The 25,204-nt window shown below is 70.6% G+C and carries 22 protein-coding genes and 1 pseudogene; 12 read left to right on the top strand and 11 right to left on the bottom strand.

From position 1 onward, the window contains the following. Position 1: 1 nt before the first annotated feature. Complete coding sequence (locus SPOPO_RS0103875) at positions 2 to 1,432, bottom strand: multicopper oxidase family protein (RefSeq protein WP_019873467.1); 1,431 nt, start codon at positions 1,430 to 1,432, stop codon at positions 2 to 4. Positions 1,433 to 1,542: 110 nt separating this feature from the next. Here SPOPO_RS0103875 and SPOPO_RS0103870 point away from each other — a divergent pair, with 110 nt between their 5' ends. Both SPOPO_RS0103870 and SPOPO_RS35510 read left to right on the top strand, forming a co-directional pair. Continuing rightward, on the top strand, positions 1,543 to 1,833 hold the full coding sequence (locus SPOPO_RS0103870) for a type II toxin-antitoxin system Phd/YefM family antitoxin (protein ID WP_019873466.1): 291 nt from the start codon (positions 1,543 to 1,545) through the stop codon (positions 1,831 to 1,833). Positions 1,834 to 1,921: 88 nt separating this feature from the next. After that, a complete protein-coding gene (locus tag SPOPO_RS35510; protein ID WP_019873465.1) occupies positions 1,922 to 2,122 on the top strand; it encodes a type II toxin-antitoxin system RelE family toxin in 201 nt (66 codons plus the stop codon). Positions 2,123 to 2,171: 49 nt separating this feature from the next. Here the strand turns inward: SPOPO_RS35510 and SPOPO_RS0103860 are convergent, their stop codons facing one another. Beyond that, complete coding sequence (locus tag SPOPO_RS0103860; RefSeq protein WP_019873464.1) at positions 2,172 to 4,058, bottom strand: hypothetical protein; 1,887 nt, start codon at positions 4,056 to 4,058, stop codon at positions 2,172 to 2,174. A 242-nt stretch (positions 4,059 to 4,300) separates the two neighbouring features. Between SPOPO_RS0103860 and SPOPO_RS27600 the strand changes: the two genes are divergently transcribed. Beyond that, entirely contained in the window at positions 4,301 to 4,621 is a 321-nt protein-coding gene (locus SPOPO_RS27600; protein ID WP_019873463.1) for a hypothetical protein, read from the top strand. Here the strand turns inward: SPOPO_RS27600 and SPOPO_RS0103850 are convergent. From SPOPO_RS0103850 to SPOPO_RS0103840, 3 genes are all read right to left on the bottom strand, one after another. Continuing rightward, positions 4,554 to 6,431 carry a penicillin-binding transpeptidase domain-containing protein gene (locus SPOPO_RS0103850; protein ID WP_019873462.1) on the bottom strand — a complete coding sequence of 626 codons (1,878 nt, stop codon included), beginning with the start codon at positions 6,429 to 6,431 and terminating at the stop codon, positions 4,554 to 4,556. The genes SPOPO_RS27600 and SPOPO_RS0103850 overlap by 68 nt on opposite strands. 25 nt (positions 6,432 to 6,456) lie before the next feature. Then, a complete protein-coding gene (locus SPOPO_RS35505; RefSeq protein ID WP_019873461.1) occupies positions 6,457 to 7,035 on the bottom strand; it encodes a Rieske (2Fe-2S) protein in 579 nt (192 codons plus the stop codon). 149 nt (positions 7,036 to 7,184) lie between these two features. After that, complete coding sequence (locus SPOPO_RS0103840; protein ID WP_019873460.1) at positions 7,185 to 9,092, bottom strand: hypothetical protein; 1,908 nt, start codon at positions 9,090 to 9,092, stop codon at positions 7,185 to 7,187. Positions 9,093 to 9,369: 277 nt separating this feature from the next. Here SPOPO_RS0103840 and SPOPO_RS0103835 point away from each other — a divergent pair, with 277 nt between their 5' ends. Next, positions 9,370 to 10,440: a DUF7064 domain-containing protein gene (locus SPOPO_RS0103835; protein WP_019873459.1), complete on the top strand. Its 1,071-nt coding sequence runs from the start codon at positions 9,370 to 9,372 to the stop codon at positions 10,438 to 10,440. Here the strand turns inward: SPOPO_RS0103835 and SPOPO_RS0103830 are convergent. Beyond that, positions 10,387 to 11,748: a DUF7405 family protein gene (locus SPOPO_RS0103830; RefSeq protein ID WP_019873458.1), complete on the bottom strand. Its 1,362-nt coding sequence runs from the start codon at positions 11,746 to 11,748 to the stop codon at positions 10,387 to 10,389. The two genes, SPOPO_RS0103835 and SPOPO_RS0103830, sit on opposite strands and share 54 nt — an antisense overlap. A gap of 162 nt (positions 11,749 to 11,910) precedes the next feature. On the opposite strand from SPOPO_RS0103830, the gene SPOPO_RS0103825 reads away from it, so the two are divergent. Next, a complete protein-coding gene (locus SPOPO_RS0103825; protein WP_019873457.1) occupies positions 11,911 to 12,567 on the top strand; it encodes a helix-turn-helix transcriptional regulator in 657 nt (218 codons plus the stop codon). Here the strand turns inward: SPOPO_RS0103825 and SPOPO_RS0103820 are convergent. Beyond that, complete coding sequence (locus SPOPO_RS0103820) at positions 12,564 to 12,779, bottom strand: ferredoxin (RefSeq protein WP_019873456.1); 216 nt, start codon at positions 12,777 to 12,779, stop codon at positions 12,564 to 12,566. The genes SPOPO_RS0103825 and SPOPO_RS0103820 overlap by 4 nt on opposite strands. A 78-nt stretch (positions 12,780 to 12,857) precedes the next feature. On the opposite strand from SPOPO_RS0103820, the gene fdxA reads away from it, so the two are divergent. Further along, positions 12,858 to 13,214, top strand: a complete 357-nt coding sequence (gene fdxA, locus SPOPO_RS0103815; protein ID WP_019873455.1) for a ferredoxin — start codon at positions 12,858 to 12,860, stop codon at positions 13,212 to 13,214. A 3-nt stretch (positions 13,215 to 13,217) separates the two neighbouring features. On the opposite strand, the gene SPOPO_RS0103810 is transcribed toward fdxA, so the two are convergent. Next, on the bottom strand, positions 13,218 to 13,829 hold the full coding sequence (locus SPOPO_RS0103810) for a flavodoxin family protein (protein WP_019873454.1): 612 nt from the start codon (positions 13,827 to 13,829) through the stop codon (positions 13,218 to 13,220). Positions 13,830 to 14,017: 188 nt separating this feature from the next. Between SPOPO_RS0103810 and SPOPO_RS0103805 the strand changes: the two genes are divergently transcribed. The 3 genes from SPOPO_RS0103805 to SPOPO_RS0103795 all read left to right on the top strand — a co-directional run bounded on the left by SPOPO_RS0103805 (position 14,018) and on the right by SPOPO_RS0103795 (position 17,520). Further along, positions 14,018 to 15,835: a glycoside hydrolase family 15 protein gene (locus SPOPO_RS0103805; protein WP_019873453.1), complete on the top strand. Its 1,818-nt coding sequence runs from the start codon at positions 14,018 to 14,020 to the stop codon at positions 15,833 to 15,835. Next, the gene (locus SPOPO_RS0103800; protein ID WP_019873452.1) at positions 15,835 to 16,890 is read left to right on the top strand and encodes an alcohol dehydrogenase catalytic domain-containing protein; all 1,056 of its coding nucleotides are present in this window, start codon (positions 15,835 to 15,837) and stop codon (positions 16,888 to 16,890) included. The genes SPOPO_RS0103805 and SPOPO_RS0103800 overlap by 1 nt, the downstream gene beginning before the upstream one ends. Before the next feature lie 414 nt (positions 16,891 to 17,304). Further along, positions 17,305 to 17,520: a universal stress protein gene (locus tag SPOPO_RS0103795; RefSeq protein WP_019873451.1), complete on the top strand. Its 216-nt coding sequence runs from the start codon at positions 17,305 to 17,307 to the stop codon at positions 17,518 to 17,520. A gap of 7 nt (positions 17,521 to 17,527) precedes the next feature. On the opposite strand, the pseudogene SPOPO_RS36020 reads toward SPOPO_RS0103795, so the two are convergent. Next, positions 17,528 to 18,612 (bottom strand): annotated as a pseudogene (locus tag SPOPO_RS36020) (carboxylate-amine ligase). Between the two features lie 290 nt (positions 18,613 to 18,902). Between SPOPO_RS36020 and SPOPO_RS34145 the strand changes: the two are divergent. Both SPOPO_RS34145 and SPOPO_RS0103780 read left to right on the top strand, forming a co-directional pair. Next, positions 18,903 to 19,079, top strand: coding sequence for a hypothetical protein (locus tag SPOPO_RS34145; RefSeq protein WP_019873449.1), 177 nt, complete (start codon positions 18,903 to 18,905; stop codon positions 19,077 to 19,079). Between the two features lie 49 nt (positions 19,080 to 19,128). Further along, on the top strand, positions 19,129 to 19,884 hold the full coding sequence (locus tag SPOPO_RS0103780; protein ID WP_028984494.1) for an HD domain-containing protein: 756 nt from the start codon (positions 19,129 to 19,131) through the stop codon (positions 19,882 to 19,884). A gap of 12 nt (positions 19,885 to 19,896) precedes the next feature. On the opposite strand, the gene SPOPO_RS0103775 is transcribed toward SPOPO_RS0103780, so the two are convergent. Together SPOPO_RS0103775 and SPOPO_RS0103770 are read right to left on the bottom strand one after the other, a co-directional pair. After that, complete coding sequence (locus tag SPOPO_RS0103775; RefSeq protein WP_156869545.1) at positions 19,897 to 21,930, bottom strand: sensor histidine kinase; 2,034 nt, start codon at positions 21,928 to 21,930, stop codon at positions 19,897 to 19,899. 82 nt (positions 21,931 to 22,012) lie between these two features. Next, the gene (locus tag SPOPO_RS0103770; RefSeq protein ID WP_019873446.1) at positions 22,013 to 22,960 is read right to left on the bottom strand and encodes a DUF808 domain-containing protein; all 948 of its coding nucleotides are present in this window, start codon (positions 22,958 to 22,960) and stop codon (positions 22,013 to 22,015) included. A 268-nt stretch (positions 22,961 to 23,228) separates the two neighbouring features. On the opposite strand from SPOPO_RS0103770, the gene SPOPO_RS33555 reads away from it, so the two are divergent. Next, entirely contained in the window at positions 23,229 to 25,160 is a 1,932-nt protein-coding gene (locus tag SPOPO_RS33555) for a S8 family serine peptidase (RefSeq protein WP_019873445.1), read from the top strand. The last annotated feature ends 44 nt before the right edge of the window (positions 25,161 to 25,204 follow it).

Below are 25,204 nucleotides of genomic sequence, written 5' to 3'. Positions count from 1 at the left end.
CTCAGCCGACCTGGATCGTGCCCATCATCCCGGCGTCGCTGTGGTCGACGATGTGGCAGTGGTAGACGGTCTTGCCCTGCTGACCGTCGAACCGGATGCGGATGCGGACCCAGCTCCACGGCGGGACGAGGACGACGTCCTGCAGCACGGGAACGAGGGGCTGGTTGTCGTTGGTCGCCACGACCTGGAACGGCCAGACGTGGAGATGGAACGGGTGCGCGAGCGGGCCCGCGTTGTTCAGCAACCACTCCTCGGTGGTGCCGGCGGTGACCTCCTGGTCGATCCGCTGCGGGTCGTAGAGCTTGTCGTCGAAACCGAAGGCGATGTCCGAGGACCGGCCGCGGCCCATCGTCATCGTGATGACGCGCTGGCGGGTCGGGCGCGGCAGGTCGGGAGCCGACGCCGTCGGCACCGTCGGTCGCGGTGCCGCCGCCCCGCTGCCCGTCACGTCGAGCACCGCGAGCGTGGTCGTCGACGTGGACGCCTTCGCTGAGCCGTGACTGCCCCGGTCGACGCCGCGGGCGAGGACGGGAAAGCGGCCGGCCGCCGACGCGGGAACGAGGACGTCGACGCGGTTGCCCGGGCTGAGGCGGACCCACTCCTGCTCGAGCGGACTCGGCAGCAGGCTGCCGTCGAGCGCCACCTGAACGACCGCGCGGTCGGACAGGCCGATGTCGAGCACCCGTGAGGTGCAGGTGTTGATCAGCCGCCAGCGCTGCCAGGTGCCGGCCTGCGCCGCGATCGTCGGACGCGCCTGCCCGTTGACGAGGAGCAACTCGCCCTCGCGCCCGATGACCCGGTCGTCGTGCGACGGGCCGACCGGCGTTCCGTCCCCGGAGAGCGTGGTGTCGCAGACCAGCAACACCAGGTCCTCGGCGACGTCGATGTCCATCGGCTTCCGCTGTGGGACGACGAGCAGCGCGCCGGCCAGGCCGCCGAAGATCTGATCGGCGGCGACGCCGTGGTGGTGGGGGTGGTACCAGAACGTGCCGACCGGATGGTCCGCCGGGACGCGGATGCGGTAGTCGAACGACGCGCCCGGCGCGATTTCGACGAACGGGTTGTCCGCCGCTCCTGAGGGAGACACCCGCAGGCCGTGCGTGTGCAGGTTCGTCATGTCCGGCAGTTGATTGACCAACCGCAGCGCGATCTCGTCACCCGGCCGCACGCGCAGGGTCGGTCCCGGTGACGTGCCGTTGTAGCTGAAGCCGCGCGTGGCGCGTCCGGCGAGCTCCGTGCCGACGGCCGCGGTGAGGGTCGCCTGCAGGCGACCGTTCCGGGAGTCGAGGACGGCGGGCTGCCGTAGCGGCGCCTCGACCGCGGCCGCCGCGAGGTGGTCCGAACCGCCGAGCTGCCGCCACGCGACACCGCCGACCGCGAGGGAGGCCGCCGTTCCTCCGAGAACCAGCGCCCGGCGTCGCGTGATGCTCAATGCGCCCTGCGTGCGACGTGGGAATGACGGCAACTCATCTCGCCTCAGGGTATCGCTGCGGCAGACCAATCGCTTTGCGGTGGCGGCGATGTAGACTAGAATTCTGGTCCATGGACATCCTGCCTCTGTCGGAGGTCAAGGCGCGCCTGTCCGAGATCGCCGAGGAGGTGGATCGGACGCATCAGCGCGTGCACATCACGCGCAACGGGCGGTCCTACGTCGTGCTCATGGCCGCTGAGGATCTGGAGTCTCTCGAGGCAACGATCGAGTTGTTGTCCGATCCGGAAGCGGTCGCTCGGGTTGCTCAGGCCGAGCAGGACGTGGCGGCGGGTCAAGGCGTCGGGGGCGACGAGGTGGCCGAGTTGATGAAGCAGCGCCGCGGGAACCGCCGCGGTGCCTGACCCGGAGGGCTCCGGCGAAAGGTCGCCCTACCGACTCGTGCTTGCACCCGGCGCACGCCGAGCGCTCACGGACGACCTTCCGCCGACTGTGGCGTTCGCCGTGTGGGAGTTCGTCTCGGGTCCGTTGCTCGCGCGACCGACGATCGTCGGAGCTCCGCTGCGGGCGCCCCTCGAAGGCTTGTGGCGAGCGCGCCGCGGTGAGTACCGCGTTCGCTACCGGATCGACGCCGACCGCCGACACGTGGTGGTGCTCGACATCGACCACCGCCGTGATGCGTGCCGGACCTGAACGGGTAACGGGTGCCACCACGCCACTCAGCTGATGGGGCGCTGACGCGCTACCTCACGTACTCGTCGGGGACGGCGAACACCATCGCGTGGGGTTTCGCGTCCCCGAAGGCGCCGTGGGGCCAGGAAGTCCGGTCGAACTTCACGCACGGGGTGCCCTCGTACTCGTCGACGAAGCTCCTGTCGAGGCTCAGCTTGCCCTTGCTGAAGTTGAGCAGGCAGAGGTCGTGGTTGCCGTCGACGGTGGTGCGCGCGACGAAGGAGTTGGCGAACGCGATGCGCTTGACGTTCGTCGTCTCGTGGTAGAGCCCGTCGCTGCCTAGGGCGAAGTTGTCCATCGCGCCCCAGTGCGGACCGCCGGAGGAGTTGTCCTCGACGCGGAAGGTGTCGCTCAGCGTCGGGCAGTCGGGCTCGGCGCCGCCGCGGACGACCTCGTCGTAGTTGTCGATCGAACACGTGGTGTCGGTGCCGGCCTTCAGCAGCTTGCGGATGTCGAGGACGTAGACCTGCTTGTCCTCGGTCGAGCGCGGCAGGGGAGAGCCGGGCCCGGCCCCGATGACGATGTGGAACAGGTAGTTGTCGTCGAGGCTGACCTGCACCCAGCTCGCTCCGCTGCAGCCGCCGTCGCCGCGGTACTGCGGCGCGTGGTGGAGCGTCGAGGCCGTCACGTCCCAGACCTCTCGCCACACCGGCTGCTTCGCGGTGATGTCGGGCGTGTAGTAGATGACGCCGCCGCAGGAGGACGAGGCGAACGCACCCTTGTGCTTCGGCTGGTGCGTGACGCCGACCTCCATCACGCCGCGGGGTTCGTTGTGCATCGGGTCGCGCGGGTTGCGGGGGCCGTCGGGCATGTGCGACACCGAGATGACCTTGGCGTTGTTCCGGTTGGTGATGTCCCAGATCCGCACGGTGTCACGGAAGATGTAGGGGTCCGGCGCGGTCACCGGGTCGAGGATGATGTTGCGCGGTTCGGCGTAGTCCGCGGTGATCAGCCGGTTCAGGTCCTCGCGGGCCTGGATGCCGTGCGGGTTCGCGCACGTCGGCGTCGGCAGCTCCGGGTAGCTGTTGCAGGGGCCCTCGGGGCGCGTCAGCGCGGCCGGCACCTCGGAGAGCGTCTGGCCCTGCGGACCGACGCGGACGAGGGATCCGGGTGAGCCACCGAAGCCGTTGCTGACCCGCACCTCGCCGTTCGTGTACGAGCACGGGCCGGGCAGGTTCGCGCCGCCCATGTAGGTGCCGTAGGCGGTGCCGTCCTTCAGCGTCACGTACGCGTCGGGAACGGAGCCGCAGGGCGTGTCGGTCGGCAGGTTGACGCCGGTGATCTCGATCAGCGGCAGTTTGGTGACGTCGAAGACGTACGTCATGTCGGTGAAGAGGCTGCCGGTGTAGATGCGATCGCCCTTGTGCCACATGTACTGCATGTGGTGCGGCTCGTTGCCGACGAACGGCCCGGTCGTGACGGTGTTGACGACGTGGCCGTAGGTCGGGGAGCCGCGGGTGACGTCGATGACCGCGAGGAAGTCGGGTGCGGCCGAGTTGTCACGGACCCAGTCCGGGACGCCCTTGGTGTCGAGATCGAGCGGGGTCTCCGGCAGCGTCGCGGTGCTGTTGTCGAGGGCGTTGCCGTCGCCGGCCCAGACCACGAGGTACTCGTGGCGGATCGAGCCGTCGCTGCCGACGAGATGCTTCGTCGCGGGGTCCTGGCCGCTGAGCGCGCGCTCGATGAACTTCTGTTTCGCCGCGGCGATCGCGGGGGTGTCCTGCACGAGGTGGTTGGTCGCGGTGACGACCTGACCGTTGCTCGCGGTCACGCTCGACGTCACCAGGGTCACGGACGCGGCAGCCGTCGGCGCCGACGTGAGGAATTGCAGGGCCGCGGCGCCGAGAAGGGCACCGGTTCCGAACAGGGCGATCAGTTTGCGACGCACGGTCGGCACGGCTACGCACGCTCCTTGGCCAGGTCAGGGTCGGGCGGAGGTGTCGGCGTGCGGCAGAAGCGATGCGTCGACAGGCGGGTCCGGCGCGCCCGGGAGGGGGAGGTGTTTCTCCTGGTTTAGTTGGCTTTAGAGGGCTCGGTCTTACCCCGTCGGCGCTCTTGGACTTTTCTTCGGAACGAGGGCGTAAGACACGTCGGCGCCGCGACACCCATGGAACGTCCTCACCCAAACCGGAGTTCAGCATGGGCCCGTCCGTCGCACCGTCTCTGCAGGACGTCGTGGCCGCGCTGACGTTCGACGCCGGTCCCTACCTCAGCTGCGACGAGTGCTTCGACCGGCTGTGCGCCTACGTCGAACAGGTGGCGACGAACCGCCAGAGCGATCCGGTGATGCGGCGGCACGTCGAGGCGTGCCTCGTGTGCGGGGAGGACGCGCAGTTCCTGCTGGAGGTCGTGGTCGCGGATCGGGTCGGGGGGCGGGCGGCGTCGAACCTGCTCAGTCGAGGCCGCGGACCGCGAGCAGGAAGCGACGCGCGACCGGCCCCGCGGTCTTCGACCCGCTGACGCCGTCCTCGACGATCACCGCGAACGCGATGCGCCCGGTGAACCCGATCATCCAGGCGTGCAGCCCGGCCTTGTCGCCGCTCCCGTACTCGGCGGTGCCGGTCTTGGCGCCGATCTCCTCGCCGGCGATCTGCAGGACGTTCGCCGTTCCCTCGCGGACGGTGGCGAGCATGAGATCGCGCAGGGTCTCGGCCTCGGGCAGCGGCTCGCCGGTTTCTGACGGCTCCTCATCCATGAGCAGCCGGGGGGCCCGCGGGGTGCCGGAGGCGACGGTCGCCGCGACCGACGCCATCGCGAGCGGGCTCATCAGGACGCGGCCCTGGCCGATCGCGGCGGCGCCCTGGTCGATCGGGCTGGTCGAGGTGGGGACGCTGCCGGAGTAGCTGGGGACGCCGAGGTCCCAGCCGGAGCCGAGGCCGAACGCCGCGGCGGCCTGAGTCAGGCCGTCGGATGCGAGGTCGCCGGCGCGCGTGATGAACGCGGTGTTGCAGGACTCGGTGAAGTCCTTGCGGAACGGGACGTTGCCCAGGGCGCCGAGACCGTCGTAGTTCTCGAACCGCTTGCCGCCGACGTTGACGGTTGCCGGGCAGGCGACGGTGTCGGTGGTCTTCAGCCCGTCGCGCAGCAGCGCCGTCGTGGTGACGACCTTGAAGGTGGAGCCGGGCGGGTAACGGCCGGAGAGCGCGCGGTCCTCGGCGGACCGGTCGACGGGACCGTTCGCGACCGCGAGGACGTCGCCGGTCTCGGTGTCGATGGCGACGAGCGAGGCCCCGTTGGTCACGGCGGCGAGCGCGCTCTCGGCCGCGTCCTGCACCCGCTTGTCGAGGGTGAGCTGGACCGGGGAGCCGGGCTTGGCGACGAACTCGTGCAGGGTCTCGACGACGGTGCGGTCGGGGGTCTTCACGAGGTTGACGCGACCACCGGGCAGGCCGGCGAGCTGCTGCTGGAACTTCGCCTGCAGGCCGAACGACCCGACCTCGTCGGCGCTGGAGGCCATGGGGCCGGCCTTCTCGAGCGTCTCCTTGGTGGCGGGGGTGACCGCGCCGAGCAGGGCCCGCGCGTACTGCCGGGTCGGGGCGAGGGGGAGGGTGTCGGGCCGTTCCAGGACGCCCGGGATGTCGTCGAGTTGGAGCTTGACCGCGTCGTGCTCGGACTTGCGGAGCACGACCGCCTCGACGAACTGGCTCGTCGGCGTGTTCTTGCTGCGTTGGGCGAGCGTCTCGTAGTTCAGGTCGAGCACCTGGGCCAGCTTGCGGATGCTCTCCTCGAGCGTCTTGCCGGCGGTGATCCCGACGCGGACGACCTCCTGGTCGGTGACCAGGGGCCGGTTCTCGCGGTCGAGGATCGGGGCGCGCGGCGGCAGCTCGCGGACGCGCGCGAGCGCGGTGTCGGCGGTGAGTTTCGGGTGGACGACCGCGGGGCTCCACTCGACCTGCCACGCCTCCGCGGCCTGAGTGAGCGTCAGCGCGCCCGCGTAGGTCCAGTCGCCGAGGGTCGCGAGGGAGAGGGTCGCCTCGAACCCGAGTTGGCAGGGCTCGTCGTTCTGGCAGCCCGTCAGCGCGCCGGGTCGGAGGGTGCGGCTCGACAGACGCAGGGCGTCGGACACCGACTTAAGTGTCTGCTCCGCCTTCGCCGGGTCGGTCGTCCGCGCCGCCGCCTCGGGGTACCGCCCCGCCGCCCAGTCCTCGAGGAACGCCGTCCCCGCCGCGGTGATCTCGTCGCTGTCGTCGTCTCCGCCGAGCAGTCCGCACCCGGCCAGAAGAAGAGCGACCGACGCGCCGCCGGCGATGTCTCGGATCCGTCGGCGCATCGGTCGCTCGATCTCCTGTCTGGGTCTACTTGGCCTTCTTCGCCTTGTAGATCTTGCCGTTCTCGATCACGATCGGCTTCTTCGGCAGCGGCTTCTTCGCCGGGCCGTCCTCGACCTTGCCGGTGGCGAGGTTGAACTTCGCGCCGTGGCACGAGCAGTTCATCTGCCCAGGCGTGCCGAACGAGTCGACCGGGCAGCCCTCGTGCGTGCACAGGGCGTCGTAGCCGACGAAGTGCCCGGCCTTCGGCTGGGCGATGACGTACTGCTCGGCCTCGTAGAGGACACCGCTGTTGACCGGGATGTCCTCGACCGAGCCCATCGGCTCCTTGCTCGCCTTGACGTACTTGCCCTTCGGCTCGACCGACTTGACCTCTGTCGGGGGCTTCGGCGCCGGGGTCGGAGCCGGCTCCGACGGCGCGGGCTCGGACCCGCCGCCGCCGAGCAGGGAGTTGAGCAGGTCGGTGACGGGATCCTTCGGTGCCGCGGCCGCCGGGGCCGCCACCGCGGCCAGGCCGACCAGGGAGAAGTTCCGTAGCGCCGATCGACGGTCGAGGAGCTCCTGGGGCTCCTGACCTGGGGTTTCCTTGTTGTCCGCAGCAGACATGGGGGGCCTCCGTTTCTGCGGGCGATTGTCGGAGATGTACCCGGCCAATGTGAGCTTAACTGCCCATTTCTCGGCCCTGCGCCCGGTCTCGGGAACGATGGTTGCTCTCCGTCATCAACCGGTGGCACCCGGTGAGACCGGCGGGTTGGTCAGAACGTCTGGAAGTCCACGAGCCGAGTGGTTCCGGTGGGCTTCGTCGTCACCTTCATCGTCGCCAGGTCCAGGCGGCCGACGACATAGGTGTTGTCCGCGAACCGCAGCCCGTCGAACATGACCGAGTTCGTCGCGGGGAGGTGGTGGAGCCGGTAGACCTCGGCCTCGTTCGCGGCCCCGACCACCACGGACTCGGTGTCGGTAGCGGTGTCGAGCACGCTGAGCGAGTTCACGCCCCCTGCGCCCAAGCCGGCGACAAAGAGCCTCCCCGCTGATCCGGCGGCGAGGTTGGTGACCTGATGGATGGTGGTCGTCGGCTTGCTCAGCGTCGGGTAGAGCTGAAACACCCGACCCCCGGTTACGGCGAACACCTCGTTGTTCTCGGTCGTCACGACGTTGCTGACATACGCGCCGTTGGAGCCGCAGAACGCGGGATCCCAGCGGTCGATCGCGCAGTAAGTGCTGATGTCCATGCGGTTCGGGTCCATCGTCCCGCTGGCGGTGAGGAAGCGGGCAACCCCGCTACCCGAGCCGTCGTAGAGGCCGATGTAGACGTTTCCGTCCGGGAACTGGTGGAGGAGGTTGCCCGAGTTGTGCGTGGCCAAGGTCTGCAGGCCGCCCTGCGGGGTGATGCGCCGAACCCACGATGTGCCGGAGACGTTGGTGGAGCCCCGCAGGAAAACGCTGCCGTCGCCGATGACCAAGAAGTCCTGGAGAGAGATGGCGTCGTTGATCAGGTTCTTCGTGACGCCGTTGTGGGACCGGCGGAGGACGGTGCGGCCGTCGGTGGTCCAGCCCTCGTAGTAGACCGCGCCCTTGTCGTCGAACTGCACCGCGGGGTTGCGGTACCCCCACTGGTCGTCGGGCCAGGTGATGGACGACAGGGTGCTGTCCACGCAGCTCATCAGACCCGTGCTGCGGTCCACCCGGGCCAGCAGGCAGTCGCCGTCCCCGCCGGCGCTCGCGTTGGTGCGGCGGCTGAAGAGCACGTACACGTCGCCGGTCGGCGCGATCATGAAACGACTGGCCGAGGCCTTGCCCTCGATCGCACTCGTCAAAGACCCGTCAGGCTTGACGATGACGAGCGTGGGCTCCGTGGCCGTCGTCCGCACCGTGCCGGCCGGGGCGCCGCCGGCCACGGCCGAGGTGATGCGAGACCCAGCTGGCGCCAGCGCGAGCCCGGTCGCACCTTTCAGTCCCATCCGAAGTCGCGGGCCTACGTAGACCACGCGCTCGCTGCCCTTCAGGGCTGCCTGGGTGGGGGATCCGTCGGCGACCGCCCGGAGCCGCCACTCTCCGGCCTTCGGAAAGATGATCGGGGCCGTGAACCTACCGTTCGCTCCGGAGGTGGTGACGGCCGCCGTCTGCCACGTCTTGACGGCCACGGGCCGAATCTGGATTTGGATCCGGCGCACCGCTGGGGGATTGACGTCGCCCGGGACGGTAAGGCGTTCTCCGGTGGCGGCCCTGCTCGCTAGGCGGGTCCCGACGCTCTTGGTCGGGGTCGCCGTGCCCTTGACGGTGACCACGCGCTTTCCGGTGACCACCTTGCCGGCGGATCGGGTCGCGGCCACGAGCAGCCGCACCTCCCAGACCCCCCGCGCAGGCGGCTTGAAGACCACGTACGCAGCACCTGCGCTCGAGCTGGCGATGCGCGACCGCGTCAGCCACTTGGTCGTTCCGCGCTTGCGGTACTGAACGTCGATCGTCCGCTTCGCCTTGGGCGTGACGGTGACGTCGGTACCGAGTTCGCCGTTGAGCCGGACGGTGACGGCCTTGGTCGACCAGCCGGCGAGTCGGCTCTTCGCAGCAGCAGCGACCTGTGCTGTCGCCGGCGCCGACGCGGATGACGAGGCATCAGCCGATGGCAGGGTGAAGAGCATCGACGCGCTGACGCTCGCCATGCACAGAACAGCAACGCGCGTCATCCGCTTGGTCCGCGACACCAGCAACCTGCCCGATCGACCTATATGTCCCGGAAGCGCCGTCGGACCCCCGGTTTCCGGGCAGCGTCAAGCCGCCCCGCTCCGAAGTGTCGGCGGGGCCGGGCCGTTGCCGGATCGGCCGATCGGCCGGGGCCGGGTCGGCCGTTCAGTTCGGTCCGCCCGTGGTGGGACCCCGGTGGACCGCCACCGCGCGGGATCGGGAACGCTGCTGCCCGGGGCCGAGGGAAGGGACGGGATGAGCGACACCGCGAAAGCGTTCTGGGAGGCGAAGAACAGCCGGTTCGCTGTGCCCGACCCGCGGGACGAGTTCCTGCACCCCGAGGCGCGGGTGGCGCAGCCGGGGCCGGAGCTGACGGAGACGCAGGCGCTGGGGTTCAGCGTCCCGGAGCACGGGATCTGCGGGCTCGGGTACCTGTGGCATCACCCGAACCTCGGGGTCGTCACCGGCGGGGCGTGGGTGTGGCGCGGGGTGCAGCCGAACAGCCTGGGTTCGGACCTGTTCGACATCGTCACCTACGTCGACGACGCGGTGCTGGCGGACGACCTGCACCGCTACCGGCTGCCGAACGGGTACGAGGCGGAGGTGGTCGAGCCGCTGCGGACGCTGCGGGCCCGGTACGCCGACGAGTCGCGCGGCAGCGCCTTCGAGGTCGAGTTCACCGCGCTCGCCGAGCCGATGGTGCTGGAGACCGGGTTCCACCTGGAGCAGCCGATGCGGACGCACGGGACGCTCACCCTCGCCGGCCGGCAGTACGCGGTGGACGGCTACAGCGTCCGCGACCGGTCCTGGGGTCAGCTCCGGCGCGAGGTGCACTGCGACCTGCCGCCGATGACGTGGCTCAACGGCGTCCTCGGTCCGGACCTCAGCTTCGGCGCCACCGCGTTCGACTCCCCGGACCTGAAGCCGGAGTGGGCGGGCACGCTCGAGGTCCCCGGGGGTGACCCGCTGCGTGCCGGGTGGATCTGCCGGGACGGCGGCTACTCACCCGTCGTCGCGATCCGCAAGCGCACGCAGCGCAACCCGGCCACCTTGTTCCCCGAACGCGTCGACGTCACGCTCACCGACGACCGCGGGCGCGACCTGCCGCTGCGCGGCACGATCCTCGCCGCGTCGGAGTGGCGGGCCTGGCACAACATGTCCTCGTTCATGTGCCTGGCGCGCTGGGAGACCCCGGACGGGCGGGTCGGTCACGGTGACTTCCAGGACATCCTCTCCTCCGGGTACCTGCGCCACTTCCTGCCGCGCGCGTGGTCAGGAGACGAGCACCTCGGCCAGCGGGAAGGACCGGTGCGCCCGGGGCGGTAGCAGGTAGTTCTGCCGGTGCGTGGTGGTGAGGACGTCGGTGAAGCCGAGGTTCTCGTCCGGCAGGCCGTGACGCTCCTTCAGATCCGGGCTGTCCATCTCGCGCCGCATGAGTTCGTAGTGCTGGGAGCAGGGCCCGAGGCCGACGAAGTGCACCCCGGCGCGAGGTTCGGGGGAGACGGGTTCGTCGACGGAGAAGCCGAAGGGGTTCTCGACGGTGTCGAAGTCCTGCCGCAGGAAGAACGCGGTGCCGCGCTCGACCTTCTCGCCGTAGGCGGTGACGGTGTCGGTCTCGACGCGGGAGAGGAACTGCATCTGCTCGTTGTGGCCGACGAGTCGGTAGCGGGCGGCGTCGCCGTCCCGTTCCTCCTTGAACGTCGTGGTCGCGGGGGACTGGTCCGGGCTGAGGACCTCCTCGGTCTCCGTGCGCCGGGGGTGGAACATGCGGTGCAGGCGCTCCCGTGGGGTGAACGCGTACCACCGCTCCAGGTCGAGCGCGATGTGGGAGAGGTGCATTGCGGTGCCGTGCGCGAAGTAGCTCCCGGGAAGCTGGTCGGTGAACCCGGGGAGGGTCTCGAAGCTGGCGAGGTTCCCCGCGGCGAGGCCGTGCACGTGGCTGGACGTGAAGCCGAGGAACAGCATCGCGCCGTCCGGGATCCGGTCGGCGCCGGCGATGCCGAGGTGTTCGCCGACGAGCTTCGGCATGCTCCGTCCGGCGAATCCGCGGCGGGTCGAGGTGACGGTGACCAGATCGCCGATGAACACACCCTGGGCGGGGATGCCGTTGAGGCGGTGGTCGCCGGGGGAGAAGAGGGCGTCGATGACGTCCTCGATGTGGTGGCGGTAGTCGCTCTTGAAGTGGAGGCAGATGTCGTTCTGCTCCAGGAGCAGGTCCGGCGGGTCCATGGGGAACCGGATGCTGTCGACGAGCGCCCACTCGCCCTCGCTGCCCGGCATCACCGACTTCGGCATGAACTCGTCGGTCAGGCTCGTCGGGAACCGCTCCCGGAAGTACGGCGTGCCGTAGGCGACCTGGACGAAGAGGCCGCCCGGCTGCAGCGGGTACACGCGCTCGATCTCGGCGAGCGCTCGGTCCAGGCGGGCCTGGGCTGTGCGCAGCGTCGCGCGGTCATCGGCCGGGAACGCCAGACGCCCCGTCACGACGGCGTGCCAGAGCGGCACGACCGCGACCGGGACGTCCTTGTGCATCTCCTCGGTGATGCCCGGCAGTTCGTACTGCGTCAGCGGGGGATCGACCGGCACCCGACGGGTGTAGTCGACGACCGTGGTCCAGTCGAAGGCCTCGGCCATACGGAACCTCCTTCGATGCCGAAGGGCGCGCTCACCAGCGGTCGGGAGCGTCTGGAGCGGGGAGCCCGCGCCCGTGGCTCGGGCGGGGGCTCTCCGGATTTATATCGTAACACGATATAAATCCTCCGTTTGTCAAAGGGTGCGTTGGATAAACTGCGACCTATGACGGACGGGCCTCGCGCGGACGGGCCGGCCCGCGGCCGGCGCGCGGAGGTGCTCCGGGTCCTGGCGGACGCGGCCGACCCGCTGACGGTCTTCGACGTCGCGGCGGAGCTCGGGGTCCACGCCAACACGGTGCGGTGGCACCTGGACGCGTTGCTGGAGCAGGGACGCGTCGAGCAGGTGCGGCCCGACCGGTGCGGTCCGGGCCGGCCGCCGGTGCTGTACCGGGCGGTGCCGAAGATGGATCCGGCCGGACCGCGGAACTACCACTTCCTGGCGGCGGCGCTGGTGACCGGTCTCGCGGCCGGCCCGGACCCGGCCGGTCAGGCGTTGGCGGCCGGTCGTGCGCAGGGTCGCGCACTGGCGGCGGCGGACGGAGGAGCGGCGCGGCGGAGTCCGGTCAGTCGGTTGGTCGACCTGCTCGACGAAATCGGCTTCGCCCCCGAGCGCCGACGGGAGGGTGGGCACACGCAGATCGGCCTGCGGAACTGCCCGTTCCTCGAACTCGCGGAGCCGGGGTCGGCGGTGGTGTGCTCGCTGCATCTCGGGGTGATGCAGGGAGCGCTCGAGGAGTGGGGCGCGGACGTGACGGCTGATCAGCTGGAGCCGTTCGTTGCCCCGGATCTGTGCCTGGCTCGCCTGACCAAGCTGCGCTAGCCGGTCTCCTCGTCCCCGTCCAGGACCAGGGTCAGCGTCTCGGTGGGGCAGTTCTCGACGGCTTCCTCGAGCTGCTCGAGCGTCCACTCCCCGTCGGGGCGGAAGATCGTCAGCCCGTCGGGCCCGGCCTCGAACGCTCCGGGGGCCCAGGCGATGCACATCTGCACCCCCTGGCACCGGTCCCGGTTCACCCGGACGAACGGCTTGGTCATGAACCCACCTCTTCTCGCCGACGGACCCATTCTGGCGTCCCGCAGTTTCTACAAGACGTGATTGTATAAACTGTCGCCATGACCTACGTGATCGGTGAGCCCTGCGTCGACGTGACGGACCGGTCGTGCATCGAGGAATGCCCGGTCGACTGCATCTACGAGGGCGCGCGGGCCCTGTACATCCACCCGGACGAGTGCGTCGACTGCGGCGCCTGCGAGCCGGTCTGCCCGGTCGAGGCGATCTACTACGAGGACGACCTCCCCGAGGCCTGGCGTCCCCACCTCGCCGACAACGAGGCCTTCTTCGCCCAGACCCTCCCGGGGAAGGACGGTCCCCTCGGTTCCCCGGGCGGTGCCGCCAAGCTCGGCCGGCTCGGCATCGACGCCCCGCTCGTCGCGTCCCTCGCGCCGCGGGAGGAGTCCGAGAGCGCCTGACCGTCAGCTCTTCGGGTACGGGGAATCGCGGAGCAGCCGGGCGAGGTGGGCGGCGTTGGCGGCGAGGGTCTTGGTCGCGGCGCCGGTGGTCTCGGGCTTCGGGCCGGCGTCGACGTAGTCGGTCTTCTGCATCGCCTCGCCCACCCAGTAGGTGCCGCCCGCGGCAGGGACGGTGAAGCCGACGTCGTTGAGGGTCTGCATCACCTCGGCGCAGCAGTGGTGCGCCCCGTCCTCGTTGCCGACGACCGCGGCGACGGCGACCTTGTTGTACATCGTCGGCCGGCCCTGGTCGTCGGTCTCGGACAGCTCGGCGTCCAGTCGCTCCAGCGTCATCTTGGCGACCGCGGAGGGTTGACCCATCCAGATGGGTGTCGCGATCACGACGATGTCGGAGTCGAGCACCTTGCGTCGGATGGCGGGCCAGCCGTCGCCGTCGCCCTCGTCGGTGCTCACACCGAACTTCACGTTCCGGTCGGCGACGCGCACCACCTCGCCGTCGACGTCGTGATCGGCGAGCGCGACCAGCACCTCCCGCCCGAGCTTCTCCGAGCTCGACTCGGCGTCGCCGGACTTCAGCGTGCAGCACAGCACCAGGGCGCGAAGGGTCGACGTCATACCAACGCACTGCCCGCCAGGGCACTCCGCTACGCGTAGGGCGACAGGAGCGCCTTCGCTGCTGCCGTCACCCGTTCCAGGACTTGCGATGATCGTTCGCTCGGGCCGAGCACCACGAGAAAGCGTTTCGTGCACCTCCGGGCCATCGGGTTGTTAGGAGGGTGCCCTGTTCGGGCAGGCGAGCGGACATGAGCAAACCGCTCGAGGATTACGCCGTACTCGGAGACCTGCAGTCGGTCGCACTGGTGGCCACGGACGGGTCGGTGGACTGGTTGTGCCTGCCCCGGTTCGACTCACCGGCGTGCTTTGCGGCGCTGCTCGACGACGAGCGCGCCGGTTGCTGGCGCATCGCTCCGGTCGGCGCCGACAGATGCTCCGACCGGCGCTACCGGGGCGACACGATGATCCTGGAGACGGACTGGGACAGCGCGGACGGCAGTGTGCGTGTCATCGACTTCATGCCGCCGCGGGGGGACGACCCCGATCTGGTTCGGATCGTGGAGGGGCGCAGCGGGCGCGTCCGGATGCGCATGACGCTACGGTTGCGTTTCGACTACGGCCGTATCGTCCCCTGGGTGCGGGCGCTGGACGGCCGCATCGTGGCGGTCGCCGGACCGGACGCGGTCTGGCTGGATGCCGCGGTGCCGACGCACGGAGAGAACCTCACCACGGTCGCCGAGTTCGAGGTCGCCGCCGGCCAGCGGTTGACGTTCGTCCTGATCCAGCATCCGTCCCACCTGCCGCCGCCGGCGCCCCTCGACGCCGAGCAGGCACTCCGAACCACGGAATCGTTCTGGACGGACTGGATCTCCCCGTGTCGCTACCGCGGTCGATCCGCCGACCTGGTGCGCCGGTCGTTGTTGACGCTGAAAGCGCTGACCTACGCCCCGACCGGCGGCATCGTCGCCGCCGCCACGACATCGGTGCCGGAGCAACTGGGCGGCGTCCGCAACTGGGACTACCGCTACTGCTGGTTGCGGGATGCGACCTTCACCCTGCATGCCTTGATCGGTGCGGGATTCGAGAACGAAGCGCGGGCTTGGCGGGAGTGGCTGTTGCGTGCGGTCGCCGGGAATCCAGCCGACCTGCAGATCATGTACGCCGTCGACGGTGCCCGCCGGATTCCCGAACTGGAACTCGACTGGCTTGCGGGCTATGAGCAGTCCCGGCCTGTGCGCGTGGGCAATGCGGCCGCCGGGCAGTTCCAGCTCGACGTCTGGGGTGAGGTGCTGGACGGGCTCCACGTCGCCCGGGAGGCGGGTGTCGCCGCCGACGACGACGCGTGGGCTCTGCAGCGTCACCTGCTCGACTTCCTGGAGGGCAACTGGCATCGGGACGACGCCGGCCTGTGGGAGGTGCGGTCGAAGGATCGGCCGTTCGTGCACTCGAAGGTGCTGTGCTGGGCCGGTCTCGACCGCGCGGTCCAGGCCGTCGACAGGCACGGCAGGGACGGACCGGTGGAGCGCTGGCGCGCGCTGCGCGACCACATCCACAATGAGGTGCTGCGCCGTGGGTATGACTCCGAGCGGAACACCTTCACGCAGTTCTACGGCTCCCAGGGACTCGACGCCGCCCTGTTGCTGCTCCCGAGGCTCGGATTCCTTCCCTGGAGGGATCCGCGCATTGTCGGGACCGTGGAAGCCGTTCGACGCGAGCTCGACCACGACGGGTTGGTGCTGCGCTACAGCGTGGACGCGGACGGCGGAGTCGACGGTCTGCCTGGCGAGGAAGGGGCCTTTCTCATCTGCTCCTTCTGGCTCGTCGATGCGCTCCAGGGCATAGGCCGCACCACCGAAGCTGCAGCGTTGTTCACCCGGCTGTGCTCCCTGGCGAACGACGTCGGCCTGCTCGCCGAGGAGTACGACGGCCGCGCGGGACGCCTGGTCGGGAACTTTCCCCAAGCCTTCAGCCACATCGGGTTGGTCAACGCGGCCCGGCATCTCGATCCCGCATCGCCACTGGTGGACGGGGAGCATGCCGTCTTCCCTCGGCCCGGGGCCGTGTGATGCGCGCGGTGACCACCCGTCCGGGAGTACCCGGAAGCCTCGCGCTGGCCGAGTTACCGGAGCCCCAACCGACCGCTGACTCGCTGCTCGTGGACGGGCTCGCCGTCGGCATCTGCGGCACCGACCGGGAGATCGTGCGCGGGGAGTACGGAAGCCCGCCGGCGGGGGCGGAGGTCCTGGTGCTGGGGCACGAGTCGCTCGGCCGCGTCCGTCATGCGCCTCCAGGTTCGGGATTCTCGGCCGGTGACCTGGTCGCGGGCGTCGTTCGACGCCCCGACCCGGAGCCGTGCGGAGCCTGCGCCCACGGCGAGTTCGACATGTGCCGCAACGGGCGGTACACCGAGCGCGGCATCGTCGGTCGGGACGGGTATGCGGCCCAGGTCTGGAGCGTGGCCCCCGCCTACGCGGTCAAGCTGAGTGCGTCCCTGGCCGATGTCGGGGTCCTGGTCGAGCCTGCCTCGGTGGTCGCCAAGGCGTGGGAGCAGGTCGAGCGGATCGGAGCCCGCGCGTGGTTCGAGCCCCGCAGGGTGCTCGTCACGGGGGCCGGGCCCATCGGGTTGCTCGCCGCGATGATGGGGGTGCAGCGCGGCTTGGACGTCCACGTCGTGGACCAAGTCACCTGCGGACCCAAGCCGGTTCTGACGGAGCGTCTGGGGGCCAGCTATCACACTGCCGCGGTCGACGCGGTGATGACTGAACTCCGACCGGATGTCGTGATCGAAGCGACGGCAGCGGCTGACGTGGTGTGGGCGGTCGTGGGGAACACGGCGCCCTACGGCATCACGTGTCTGACCGGTGTGAGCTCCGCGGGTCGCCAGGTCCCCGCCGACCTCGGCGCGCTCAACCGCAGCTTGGTCCTCGAGAACGATGTGATCGTCGGATCGGTCAACGCGAACCTGCGGCACTACGCGGCCGCCGCCGAAGCGCTCGCCCGCGCGGAACCCGATTGGTTGTCCGGGCTGCTCACGCGGCGGGTCCCGCTGGCCGACTGGCAGAGCGCTTATGAACCGCACCCGGAGGACATCAAGGTCGTTCTCGACCTGACCGGCGGTTAGCCGTAAGGAGAGCTCGCGGGTCTCCTGGCGAACTGGCAGGTTGTCGATCACCTGGACGGGAATGGTCCAGCTGAGCGACTTCGGCGCCGAGAGAGCGGAGGTGCGGGCGATGGTCGCTGAGAGCATGCGGCCCACCGTCGTGGTGGGAATCCACGATGCGGAGACCGGCGCCCTGGTGCTGGCTCAGGCGATGGACCTTGCCGCACGCCTGGAGGGGCAGCTCGTCGTCGCTCACGTCGAGGAGATGCCCATCGCGGCGGGCGTGGGTCTTCCGGTTTCAGGGATGGCGGGACCTCCGATCGTTCCCGCCCCCGTGGACCCGAGGACTGCAGGTGAGGGTGCAGAGGACTCGGCAGGTTGGCTTCGCGACCTGCAGGCCGAGGTGAGCGAGGAGGTGCGAGCCGACGCGGTGCCGTGCTCGTATCGCACGGCACGCGGCGAACCGGCCACGCGCTGGCCGAACTGGCGGCGGAGACCGACGCCTATTGCGTGGTCGTCGGATCGCGGGGAGAGAGCTTCTGGGCGTCGCTGGGACGCTTCTTCCGTCCTTCGGTGTCCCGGTCGGTGCTGCGGGAACGGGTGACCCCGGTGCTCGTCATTCCCTCCGAACTCGACGAGGACGGTGGTTAACTCACCTTCAGGGCAGGCGGATCGGCTTCCGGGTCAGCTCGACCGCGGCGTGGACGAGGTCGGCCCAGTCGGCGCCTTGTTCGACGTGGGTGCGCTGCCAGCGCGCGTTGGTGCCGTCGGTGAGCAACTGGTCGAGCAGGGCGCGCACGAGTGGCAGGTCGCCTGTCTCGGTGAGGGCGTCGGTGAGGTGGTCGAGCAGTGTCGCGACCGCGTCGCGGGCGGGCACCGGTCGGCCGGAGCGGGGATCGAGCAGGTCGCCGTCGAGGCCCCAGCGGGCGGCGGTCCAGTAGGCGACGCGGAGCAGTTCGAGGCGCATCGGGTCCGGGTCCACGCCGGCACGCCACTCGCGCGCAGCGGTGGAAACGAGAGCGCGGGCCAGCGCCGCGATGAGCAGGGCGTGCTCGCTGCGGGTGCAGACGTCGGCGACGCGGATCTCGACGGTCGGGAACTTCGCCGAGAGGCGGGCGTTGAAGTAGAGCATCCCGCGGTCGAGCAGCGCGTCGGTCGCCACGAGCGCGTCGACCGTACGGTCGTAGTTCTCGACCGACCCGAACAGTTCGGTCGGTCCGGCGGAGGGGAATCGGCCCCAGGCCTCGTGGCGGTAGCTGGCGAAGCCGGTGTCCTCGGCCTGCCAGAACGGGAATTCGCCGAGACCGCGACGAGGAGCGGCAGCCACGGGCGGATCCGGTCGAGGACTGCCACTCCTTCAGTGCGGTCGTCGATCTCGACGTGGACGTGCGTGCCGCAGGTGAGTTGTTCGCGGGCGGGCAGCCCGAGCCGGTCGACGAGCCGGCGGTAGCGCCGGTCGGAGCTCGGTCGCGCCTGCACCCGTCCCGGGTAGGTGCCGAGGGCCGCGAGGGCGACGCCGCGGTCTTCCGCGGCGGCGATCGCGGACGCGCGTTGTTCGGTCAGGTCGGTGGCGAGCTCGGTGAGGGTTTGCCGTGGCGAGGACGCGATCTCGACCTGCTGGCGCTGCAGCTCCTTCTCGACGCCCTCGTCCGCGGCGTCGACCACGTCGTCCGCGAGCCCGCGCGCCGATCCGGTGCGGGGGTCGACGATCAGGAGTTCTTCCTCGACGCCGACCGTGCGCATGGGGCGAGGGTCTGGTCTCAGCGCTGCCTGGAGCGCGTGGCGAAGAACGCGGCGACGGCAGCAACGACGACGAGGAGCAGGAGAAGCTTCATGTCCTGACACTGTCCGGCCTGGGGCTGCTCAACCGGCGCGCGGACGTTGCCCGCGCCACACGTAGGCCGCCGTGCCCCTGGACGCCTTCGGCGAGCTGACGGTCTGTCATGTCTATCGTGGTACGATAGATGCAATCAGCCGCGCGGAGGCGCGGAGCTTCCTCGCCGGCCTCCGTGCCGAGATCGAGGGGAGTGACGATGCCAGTTCTGCCGAGTGTTCGGGGGTCGGAGCTCGACCCGATCCGCAGTCAGCTGGTGCAGCTGGACCGCTGGGAGAACGAGGGCGGTCGGGTGGTGGAGTCGATCATCCGGTACGTACCGAACCCGCGCGATCGTCAGCTCGCCGAATCGCGTCCTGATCTGACACGCGTCTGACCGGAGATCATCTGGTGGCCGGAACCGATACGACCGTACGGTTCCGGCCATGGCTGCTCCGGATGGAATCGACTACGACTGGGCCCGCGCAACCGGTGGGGTGCTGACCAGGTCCCAGAGCCGGGCGCTGTTCCCGCCCCTGCTCCGGTCCGTCGCCAAGTACCCCGGCGTGCGACTGCGTCTGGCGACTGGGCGCCGGGGGACCGCGCAGGTCGACCTGGACGCCTTCGTCCTGCCGGACTCCACGCTGGCGAAGGAGACGATCGAGCACGCGGCCGAGGTGCTCTCGCCGTGCGTGCTGCAGCACTCCTGGCGGACGTTCTGGTTCGGTCTCGCGATCGCCGAGCATCAGCGGCGGACGGTCGATCTCGAGCAGGCGCTCATTGCCAGCCTCCTGCACGACATCACCCTCGAGACCCCGACGCCCGGCCGGTGCTTCGCGCTTACGGGGGCCGAGCAGGCGGAGGCGTTCCTGCTCGCCCACGGCGCCGACCCGGCGTTCTCGGCCCGCGTCGGTGCGGAGATCTGCGGCCACATCACGGTCGGGGCGCTGGAGGACGTCACCTCGCCCGGCGGCTTCGTCTCCGCCGGCGCGTTCACCGACGTCGCCGGCAGCGGACTCGAGCTCATGCCCGCCGCCTACGTCGACGACGTCCTCGCCCGCCACCCCCGGCTCGGGTGGAAGAAGACCCTCCGCACCAGCTGGACGGCCCAGACCGCCGCCCTCCCCGGCGGCCGGCAGCAGTGGCTCACCCGGTGGGCAATCCTCCCCACCCTCGCTCGCATCGCTCCGTTCCCGGAGTGAGCCGCGACCCTGTCATGCGACCGAGGCGGTCCAGTGCAGGTGGGTGGTCCGGTCGCCCGTGGTGTTCTCGGTGATCCGGACGAGAAGTTCGCTGAGTTCGGGAACGAGGGTCAGCGCGACCTGCGGCTGATCGACGTTCCCTTCCCGGGCCATCTCGGTCAACGCCCCGAGGATCACGACGACGACCTCCTCGAGCAGCTCGGCGCTGACCATGACCTCCAGGGGGCCGGAGAAGAAGACGGCCGGCGGCTTGGGGAACAGGGGCGCGACCTCGGCCAGCACGTCGTGGACCCGATCCCGGACCGCGACGGTGCCGCCGCCGGAGGCGCGGAGGCCGTAGATGGCGCTCCGGATCCGCGCGATCGTCTCGTCGATGTCGTTGATGGACCGGCTGAGCTGGTCGGCGTGCGGACCGGGCTCCACCCGCGTCTCGAGCATCTGCAGCGACAGGCCGACGGCGAAGAGCCCCTGCACGACGTGGTCGTGGAGGTCGGTCGCGATGCGGTGCCGGTCCTCCATGACGCGCAGCTTCGTCTCCGCCGCGTGCATGCGCGTGAGGTCGACGATCTGGGAGATGAAGTGGGCCGGGCTGCCGTCGCGGTGGCGGATCAGCCGGACGGACAGCCAGGTGTGGACCGCCTCGCCGGTCGGCGCGATGTAGCGCTTGGGCATCTCGTAGGAGTCGCGCGCGCCGTCGAGCACCTGCTGCAGAAGGACGAGGTCGGAGTCCAGATCCTCCGGATGCGTGAGCTGTTGGAAGTCCGCGGCCAGCAACTCGGACTCGGAACGCTGCAGCAACCGGCACAGCGCGGCGTTGACGCGCAGGAAGCGTCCGTCGGGGGCGACCAGGCACATCCCGATCGGGGCCTGGTCGACGGTGGCGGCGAACAGGTCCCGAGCCTGCTGCTCGGCGGCGGCGTGGGCCTTCTGCTGCGTCAGGTCGGCGAGGTAGACGAGGCGGTAGAGCAGCCGTCCGTCCGCGTCCCGCGGTGAGACGACCTCGACGTCGACCGGGAACACGGACCCGTCGTCGAGCCGGACGTGCTCGCTCTCGAAGTGCACATAGGTCTCGACCGCGACCAGCTCGACGTGGTGGGCGGTTCGCGCCCGGCCGTCGGCGGTCACCATCTCCACGAGGGGGCGGCCGGCGAAGTCCTCGGGGGTGCCGCCGTGCATGGCCGCGAAGGCGGGATTGACCTGCACGATGCGGTGCTCGCTCGGGTCCAGGAGAGCGATGCCGCGACTGGTGGCCTCGAAGCTGAGCTGCCACTGCCGCCGCAGGTCCTCGTCGGCCTTTCGCAGCGTCACATCGCGCGTGGTGTTGTGCAGCTCCAGCAGCTGACCGGCGTCGTCGAACAGTCCGCGCAGGGTGCCCTCGAACCAGTGCCACGTGCCGTCGGCGTGCTCGCCGCGCACCTGGAACACCTGCGGCTCCTGGGTCCGCAGCAGGGCGGCCATCGCGGCGTCGCGCCGGCCCACGTCCTCCGGATGCACGACTCCGCGGGCCTTGACCCCGACGATCTCGGACATCGGCTTGCCGGTCAGCGTCGCCATGCTCGGGGACGCCCACAGCACGATCCCGTCCGGATCCAGCCGGTAGTGCCCCTCGACCGAGGTGCCGACGAAGGACTCGAACTCCCGGGCCACCCGCTTCAGCTGGGTCTGCGCGTCCCGCACCGCCGTGACGTCGCGCATCGAGATCGAGGCCGCGACCACGCGGCCCTCGTGAACGACGGGGCTGCCGGTCAGCTCCACGACCGTGTTGCTCCGGGGGCAGACGTCGTCGGCGGTGAGGGTCCGCCCGGCCAGAGCGGCCGCGCACACCGGCGCAAGTGCCGCCCACGAGCCCGCCGGGAGAACGTCGGGCAGTCGCCGTCCGAGCAGGTCGTCGGTCGAGAGTTCGGGGCACGCGGCGATCGAGCCGCAGCCGGTGAGCACGCGGTGCTCGGCGTCGACGACGAGCACGCTCAGGCCCGGCAACTGGGCCATCGCGGCCGCGAGGAGATCAGCCGGGCGCGTCAGGTCGAGCTCAGCCACCACGCCCATACCGGCCTTATCGGCGCTCGCCAGATCGATCTGAAGGAACCGGGCGAGATTTCGCCCGGCCTGCCCCAGGTTGGCGCGGAGGTCAGGCGTGCGCGGCGCGGCCACCCCGAGCGCGCTTGATCGCGGTCACGAGGGCCACGACGACCGCGCCGACGAGGGCGCCGAGCAGGGCGGAGCCCAGGGTGTTGGTCAGCCACCCGAGAACACCCGCGAACGCGCCGGTGGCGTCGTGGACGGCCTCCTCCGCGTCGTGCACCAGTCCGTAGGGCCCGTGCCACCCGATGTCGTCGAGCCCCACGAGGAGGATGTGCCCACCGACCCAGAGCATCGCCGCGATCCCGACGGTCGCCAGCAGGGCCAGCACCTTCGGCATCGCGGTGACGAGCCCGCGACCCACCCGCTGGGCGGCGGCGCCCTTGCGCTGGGCGAGGCGCAAGCCGATGTCGTCCATCTTCACGATCAGCGCGACGACGCCGTACACGAGCGCGGTGATGGCGAACGCCACGACGAACAGGACGATGAGCCGGGTCAGGAACGGCTCGTCGGTCACGTCGTCCAGGGCGATGACCATGATCTCGGCCGAGAGGATGAAGTCCGTACGGATGGCCCCCTTGACCATCGTGTCCTCTTGGTCGTTGCCCACGGCGGCCGCGGGGGCGTGGTGGGTGTCGTGGTGGGCGAACTTCTCCCAGATCTTCTCCGCGCCCTCGTAGCAGAGGTAGGTGCCGCCGAGCATGAGGATCGGCGTGAGCAGCCCCGGCAGGAACTCGCTCAGCAGCAGCGCCACGGGGAGGATGAAGAGCACCTTGTTGCGCAGCGAACCCTTGGCGATCTTGGCGATGATCGGAAGCTCGCGCTTAGCGGCGAGACCGTGCACGTAGCGCGGGGTCACCGCCGTGTCGTCGACGACGACACCCGCCGCCTTCGCGCCGGCGCGTCCTGCCGCCGCACCGATGTCGTCGACCGACGCCGCGGCCAGCCGGGCCAGCGCGGCGACGTCGTCGAGGAGGGCGACCAGCCCGCCCGCCATGAGTGCTCCTCCGGGTCGTACTCCCCGCCGCGGCCGCGGACCCGGGTCTGGGGACGAGCGTAGCCGGGCCGCGGGGCCGCCCGGGGAGATGGCGTCCGGGCGGAGTGACGTGCACCCGTCGCGAGGTGGCGGGTGGCGATCTTGAGGGTCGGGACGGGTCAATTTTCCCGGCCCGGGACCTAGGTCCTGAATCACCCGATCGATGACTAAAGGCCGCGAAGTTTCGCGCCGAGGGACCCCCTGTACGCACGACACACGGGGGAACCGAATGAACCGACTCTCAGCCCGCCGGCGCACCACGAACGGCGCCGCAACTGCCGTCCTCACCGCGGTGCTGAGCGCCGCGGTCGCGGGGGCGACGCTGGCTCCGCTGCCCGCAGCGGCGGTGGCGGAGCGCCCGGAGGCGCCCACCGCGGCCGCATCCTTCGTCCCCGGCCTGCGGCTGGGCGAACCGATCCCCGGACAGTGGATCGTGACGTTCAACGGCGACGCCAGCGCGACTCACGTCGCGCGCATCCGCGAGCTGATCGACCGGGGCGGGAAGGTCCGGTTCGACTTCAAGGCCGCGGCGCGCGGGTTCGCCGCCGTGCTCGACGAGGCCGCTCTGGCGCGGCTGCGCCAGGACCCGCGGGTGGCCGCGATCGAACCGGACCGGCGGGTCTACGCGACCGGGACGCAGTCCCCGGCACCGAGCTGGGGCCTGGACCGGCTCGACCAGGAGGCGCTGCCGCTGTCGAACAGCTACCGCTACGACGCGACCGGCGCCGGCGTCACCGCGTACGTCCTGGACACCGGGGTGCGCACCACGCACCGCGAGTTCGGCGGTCGCGCCAGTGCCGGGTTCACCGCGTTCGACGACGGCCGCGGCGCGCAGGACTGCAACGGCCACGGCACGCACGTCGCCGGGACGATCGGTGGCGCCACCTACGGCGTGGCCAAGCAGGCCAAGATCGTCGGGGTCCGCGTACTCGACTGCGACGGCAGCGGTTCCACGTCCGGCGTGATCGCGGGAGTGGACTGGGTGACCGCGCACCACCGCGGCCCGTCCGTGGCCAACATGAGCCTCGGCGCCGGCGCCTCGGCCGCGCTCGACGAGGCGGTGGCGCGCTCCATCGCCGCCGGCGTGACCTACGCCGTCGCCGCCGGCAACGACAACGTCGACGCCTGCACGCAGTCGCCGGCCCGTCTCGCCGGCGCTATCACGGTCGGGGCGAGCACGAAGACCGACGCGCGTGCCTCGTTCTCCAACTACGGCCGCTGCGTGGACCTCTTCGCCCCGGGCGAGGCGATCCGCGCCGCGGGATTCAAGTCCGACACCGCAACGGCACTCTTCTCCGGGACCTCGATGGCCACCCCGCACGTCGCGGGTGTCATCGCCAACTACCTGCAGACCAACCCGGCGGCCACGCCGGCGCAGGTGGCGTCCGCGCTGGACCGCGGCGGCCGTCGCGGCCTGCTCAGCGCCATCGGTGCGGGTTCGGTGAACCTGCTGCTCGCCCTGACCAACCCGATCCCGGCGACGCCGCACGCTCCGGCGCCGATCACCGGTGCGCCGCAGGCGGCGATCCCGGCCGGCCAGCGCGTGACCTCCGCCGGCACCCCCGTGCGGCTCACCTGGGACACCGCCTCGGCGGGGAGCGGCGCCGCGGTCCACGAACTGCAGCGCAGCGCCGACGGCAAGCGCTGGCAGAACGTGCGCCTGGCGACCCCGACCGCGCTGCGCGCCACTGTGAAGCTGCCGACCGGCTCCTGGCGGTTCCGTGTCCGGGCCACGAACGCGCAGGGCGTCACCGGGTCGTGGTCGAGCGTCGCGCGGGTGAGCGTGCGCGTGAAGCAGCAGCACGCCGCGATCTACCGCGCGCCACATCGCTGGAAGAAGGCGAAGCAGAGCGCCGCCCTCGGCGGCAGCGTGACCCGGACCAATTCCGCGGGTGCCGCCGCGACCTTCCGTTTCACCGGGAGCGCGGTGGCCTGGGTGGGGACGCTGGCGCCGAACCGCGGCCGGGCGCGGGTCTACCTCGACGGCCGCAGCATCGGCGTCGTCGACCTTTACGCGAAGAAGACCAGCACCCGTCGCCTCATCCTGACCCGCCACGTCGGCCCGGGCCGCCACGTCCTGTCCATCCGTGTGCTCGGCAAGCGCACTCGCGCCGCTGCCAGCAGCTACATCGACGCCGACGCCTTCATCACGCTGGGCTGAGCGGCGCAGGGCTAGAGCGTGATCTGGATCACAATGAACGCCCG

The sequence above is a fragment of the Sporichthya polymorpha DSM 43042 genome (assembly GCF_000384115.1).
Taxonomy (GTDB): Bacteria; Actinomycetota; Actinomycetes; order Sporichthyales; family Sporichthyaceae; genus Sporichthya; species Sporichthya polymorpha.
Note: the sequence above shows the minus strand (reverse complement) of the source record. Positions and strands in the feature narration are given on the sequence as shown.